Below are 3294 nucleotides of genomic sequence, written 5' to 3' on the forward strand. Positions count from 1 at the left end.
GTAGCGGGGGAGACCTCGTGGGGTGGGGGAACGATCGATGAGCAGCTCGATCTCCTCGGGACGCCACCCGTAGGCCATGCGCATGCGCTCCCGGAGGGCAGCGAGGGCGTCCGGCAGGGCGACCTCCACGCCGTGCACGCCATCGACGGCGGAGGAGTCCAGTTCCCGTGCCGCGAGACGCAGTTCGAGCAGCAGGCCGAGCACACGATCGGTGCCGAAAGCAGCGGTGGCAAGCCTCCAGTCGCCGATCGAGACCAGGATCCGGCGATGATCGTCGCGCACTTCGGCGTGCGCGACGGGACGCCCGACGAGACCCACGGCCACCCCGGTCATCAGCATCGCGGCGACCGCGGCGATGCCGGTGCCCGTCGGCGAGAACACGCTCCGACTCAGCGGTGACTCCGGGGTCGCGGCGACGACGAGCCGGAGAGCGGAGTAGGCGCCGTAGGTGCACATGGTCGCACCGAGGACGCACATCGACGCCCGCGGGAGCTCACGATTGCGCAGGGTGAGGACGGCACCGGCGGCGCTGACGAGCGTCAGGACGCCCGCCTTCACGGCGAGGGAGGTGGCGAGGGGGAGCAGAGCCGAGCTGAGACCGGTGAGAGCCGCGAGACAGAGGGCCGAGGCGAAGGCGATCGGGGACACGCTCCGCCCGTTCCCCGGAGGCCAGACCGCCACGCACACGAGGGCCGAGGCCAGCACCATCGCGGTGTCCGCCGTGACGAGTGCGCCCGTGCCGCCGCCGCTGAAACGCACGACGTACATCGCGCCCGCGCCCACCGACAAGGCGCCGGATACCGAGACGAGACGCAGGAAGACGCCGAGCGGTGTCGGGCTGGACAGGCGCGGCAGGACCACGCGGATGATCCCCGCGGCCAACCCGACGCACATCACGACGACACCGATGGACAACAGCATGTTCCCCCCGCGTCTCATCATGCGGTGATCGAGGTCACCGCATGATTTCTCGGCTTCGCTCTTGACGCGCGGATGCCGTTTGTGCCGAGGTGATCGGTCAGCGTCGTTCTCCGCGGCGGTGGACGTCGCGGCGGTGCTCCTCGCTGGGGCTCCGGCCCCACGTCCGAGGCGGCTCATCGCAGAGGAGGTCCAGCTCCGCCGCGCGCCACCCGTAGGACACGCTGAGATGTTGGTGCAGGGCGGAGAAGCCTGTCGACGCACCGATCTCGACCCCGTGCCAGGCGTCGACGCTCGAGGCGTCGAGCTGACGGGCCGCGAGACGCAGCTCCGCCACGATGGCCGCCAGCTTGTCTCTGCCGAACGTCCGCTGCGCGTCGCGCCAGCCGCAGATGACGACGCGTCTCCGGGTGCGTCCGGTCGGGTGGGGGTCCGAGGACGGAGAGCGACCGAGGGCGATGCCCCCCACGGCCAAGCCGATCGTGGCGATGGCCACGAGCGCGCTGGTGGCCGGGGAGAAGGCGACGATGACCCCCTCGGGGAAGGGCACGGGAGCGAGCGCGACGAGCAGGCGGAGGAAGGAGAAGACCGCGTACAGCGCGGTCGACGCCGCCAGGGCGCGCCGGGCGGAGAGCGGGAGGAAGGTCGCCCGCAGGGCGCCTGCACTCGCGAGGCCGACGACGAGGGTGAGCGCGGCCACCTTCACCAGCAGGGAGACGTCCGTCGGCAGCACCGCGGAACCGACGATGACAGCGGCGGTGACGATGGCGACCAGGACGCTCGGGATGCGGCGGCGACCGGGGGGATGCAGCGCGACGGCGAAAAGGGCCGGCGAGAGGACCATCGTGGCGTCGGCGCTGACGAGCGACGTCATTCCTCCGCCGTTGTACCGAATGATGTACAGCGCCGCACACCCGATCGCCAGAATGCCGGAGATCGCCGAGAGCCGGAGGAAGTCGGGGAGGGGCGGCGGTGCGTCCAACCGCGGCATGATCACGGCGATGACGCCGGCACCCACCAGCGTGCACATCACCAGTACTGCGATGGAGAGAAGCATGAGACCCCTGCTCCTCATCATGCGCGCGACCGCAGATGGCGGAGGAGGCTTTGTCAACGCTGTGGCCGAAGTGATATGTGCGTGCTGTGCGTCGTAGCGGTCGTGGCCGCGTCGAAATGTCCCCCGCCGGGTGAGCACGGGTGTCGATCGGCGGTGCCGCTCAGTCGAAGTCGGCGGCGACCGCGTTCCGGTGGTACTCGAAGATGATGCTGGTGCGCGTGGATGCCACGCTGTGCCGCGCCGAGAGGTGATCGACGACGAAGCGGCGCACCGCCGAGGAGTCGTCGACGGCGATGTGGACGAGGAAGTCGTCCGCCCCGCCGAGGAAGAAGAGCTGGATGACATCCGGATGCCGGCGCACGTCGTGCGCGAAGGCGCGGATGCTCTCCTGCCGCTGGCCCGGCCGCAGGGTGACCCCGACGATCGCCTGCAGGCCTCGTCCGAGTCGGCTCTGGTCGACGGCCGCGTGGAAGCCGGTGATCAGACCCCGGTCGACGAGGGAGCGCAGACGCGTGTGGGCCGTCGAGGCGGCGACCCCCAGATCCTCGGCGATCGCCGCGTTCGTCATGCGCGCGTCCGCGGAGAGGAGTTCGATGATGCGTGCGTCGTGCGGGTGAAGCTCATCATCGGGCATCGCAGATCCTTCGGTCGACGGGGGTTCTCAGGGCTCAGGCATTCGACGATACGCCGAAGACGTGGCATCCAGGAGAAGGATCATCGGTGTAACGCCACCGAAACACTCGTTTCTGCGATTCTCTCCGCACTGCTCATCCGCTCCAGGAGGACCCCGTGCGCGTTTCCGTGCCGACCGAGATCAAGAACAACGAGAACCGTGTCGCGATGACGCCCGCGGGTGTCGACGCGCTCGTCCACCGCGGCCATGACGTGTTCGTGCAGGCCGGGGCCGGTGAGGGCAGTGGGTTCTCCGACGAGCAGTATCGCGCCGCCGGCGCCGAGATCGTCGCCACCGCCGAGGAGACGTGGGCGCGCGCCGAGCTCTTGGTGAAGGTCAAGGAGCCGATCGCCCCCGAGTACGGCTTCCTCCGCCCGGACCTCACCCTCTTCACCTACCTGCACCTCGCCGCCGACCGACCGCTCACCGACGCCCTCGTGGCCGCCGGCACGACCGCCGTCGCCTACGAGACCGTGCAGACCGCCGACCGTGCTCTGCCGTTGCTCGCCCCCATGAGCGAGGTCGCCGGACGCCTGTCGATCATCGAGGGAGCGCACCACCTGCTGCGCGCGTCGGGCGGCCGTGGGCTCCTCCCCGGCGGTGTCCCCGGCACGCCGCGCGCGAAGGTCGTCGTCATCGGCGGCGG

The 3294-nt window shown here is 70.3% G+C and carries 4 protein-coding genes; 1 reads left to right on the plus strand and 3 read right to left on the minus strand.

Features of this window, described 5'->3' with window-relative positions:
- From NS220_RS16370 to NS220_RS16380, 3 genes are all read right to left on the minus strand, one after another.
- On the minus strand, positions 1 to 921 hold a 921-nt coding region (locus tag NS220_RS16370; protein WP_153004339.1), incomplete at its 3' end, for a hypothetical protein.
- Between the two features lie 97 nt (positions 922 to 1018).
- On the minus strand, positions 1019 to 1975 hold the full coding sequence (locus NS220_RS16375) for a hypothetical protein (RefSeq protein ID WP_058625082.1): 957 nt from the start codon (positions 1973 to 1975) through the stop codon (positions 1019 to 1021).
- A gap of 160 nt (positions 1976 to 2135) precedes the next feature.
- Positions 2136 to 2609, minus strand: coding sequence for an Lrp/AsnC family transcriptional regulator (locus NS220_RS16380; protein ID WP_058625083.1), 474 nt, complete (start codon positions 2607 to 2609; stop codon positions 2136 to 2138).
- A gap of 155 nt (positions 2610 to 2764) precedes the next feature.
- Here NS220_RS16380 and NS220_RS16385 point away from each other — a divergent pair.
- On the plus strand, positions 2765 to 3294 hold a 530-nt coding region (locus NS220_RS16385), incomplete at its 3' end, for an alanine dehydrogenase (RefSeq protein WP_369406716.1).

The organism is Microbacterium testaceum (genome assembly GCF_001476655.1).
In the GTDB taxonomy this organism is placed as follows: Bacteria; Actinomycetota; Actinomycetes; order Actinomycetales; family Microbacteriaceae; genus Microbacterium; species Microbacterium testaceum_C.